The 1,418-nt window shown below is 24.4% G+C and carries 2 protein-coding genes; both read left to right on the top strand.

Translation table 11 applies throughout. The features are described 5' to 3' along the window. Positions 1-346 precede the first annotated feature (346 nt). Positions 347-652 (top strand): hypothetical protein, encoded by a 306-nt coding sequence (locus ACGH46_RS11005; protein ID WP_267350724.1) that lies wholly within the window; start codon positions 347-349, stop codon positions 650-652. 407 nt (positions 653-1,059) lie between these two features. Continuing rightward, the gene (locus ACGH46_RS11000; RefSeq protein ID WP_267350730.1) at positions 1,060-1,350 is read left to right on the top strand and encodes a hypothetical protein; all 291 of its coding nucleotides are present in this window, start codon (positions 1,060-1,062) and stop codon (positions 1,348-1,350) included. Positions 1,351-1,418: the final 68 nt, after the last annotated feature.

Genomic DNA, 1,418 nt, shown 5'->3' with positions numbered 1-1,418 from the left:
GGGGTTTTTATTGCTTGACTTAAGTAAAAGTCGTCATGGAATAATTTAAATAGTCTATTATAAAATATCTCATCAATCCAAAGCTATCTTGATTTAAAAACTAAAGAATTATTTAAAAGTTTATGAAACTCACAACTTCCTTATTAATAGAGAGCAAAATATTATAAATTCAAATCTCAATATTATAGGCTTTATTAACTAATAACTTTTATAAGTGTTATTGACCTAATTTGATAATCTATATAGTATAGAATAGAATTAACTTTTAAAATTAATTTGCTACAAAAGTATAATTTATCTATACCTTAATGAATTTAAATTATTGTTAAATTTTAATATTAAACTCATGAAAAAAAGAAGTGACGGCAAGAAATTAACCGAATTAGGTTATATTTCCTGTCCAAATTTGAAAGAAAGAATTGACATCTTCGTTTATCGAATTGAAGAAATTAAGAAGTTCTTATTGGTACTTCGTATTGATGGAAAAACAGTTAAATCAACAGAAACTACGATAAGTGAACAAGTCTTTATTGACAATCTAGCGGGTGATTTTACTCTTGAAACCTTGTTTGTTAACGCTGTGGGATTGTGTAATATCAATGCACGCATGATACTCTTTCTTATAAAACTTTCTTCTGTTCTCAAAAATTAAATTTTTAATTTATTTTACCCCTCAGTTATTGATCTAACTGGGGTTTTTATTGCATGATATAAACGAAAATCGTCATGAAATAGTTAAAATAATCAATTATAAAGCATTTAATCAATCCAGAGTCATCTTGATTTAAAACTAAAGAATTATTTAAAAGTTTATGAAACTCACAACTTCCTTATTAATAGAGAGCAAAATATTATGAATTCAGATATCAATATTATAGACTTTCACAATTAATCACTTTTAGGAATGTAATTGACTTAATCCGATTATCTATATAATCTAATCTAGAATTAATTTTTAAAATTAATTTACTACAAAAGTATAATTTACCTATGCCTTAATGAATTTAAAAATTTTATTAACTAAAAAATATTTAAATCATGAAAAAAAGATTTAGACGTATGCCTAGAGGAAAATTTAATTATGGTTGTTTTTCTAGTGAAGAGGTAAAAGGATGTGAAATCTTAGTTTATACTTATTTCCCTTACTTAGAATACTCATTGGTTCTTCGCTTTGATGAAGATATCATTGTTAGTGAAACTGAAACTTTTATAAGTAAAAGTGATTATTTTGATAATTTCAAAGATTATTTTGATTCTTATACGAAGTTTCATATTGCATTGAAGTTGATGAAATTAGATTTAAATAAGATTCGCGATTTACATCAAACATGGTCTCAATCCAAAAAATAAATTAAATTTTTAATTTATTTTACCCCCCAGTTATTGATTTAACTGGGGTTTTTATTGAATGATATAAG

This window comes from Gilliamella sp. CG22 (genome assembly GCF_046635725.1).
In the GTDB taxonomy this organism is placed as follows: domain Bacteria; phylum Pseudomonadota; class Gammaproteobacteria; order Enterobacterales; family Orbaceae; genus Gilliamella; species Gilliamella apicola_I.
The sequence above is the reverse complement of the archived record's forward strand: the minus strand, read 5'-3'. Positions and strand labels throughout refer to the sequence as shown.

Bases quoted from the DNA above. Each gene is read 5' to 3' on its own strand.
- ACGH46_RS11000 (WP_267350730.1), top strand. From the start codon at position 1,060: ATGCCTAGAGGAAAATTTAATTATGGTTGTTTTTCTAGTGAAGAGGTA.
- ACGH46_RS11005 (WP_267350724.1), top strand. From the start codon at position 347: ATGAAAAAAAGAAGTGACGGCAAGAAATTAACCGAATTAGGTTATATT.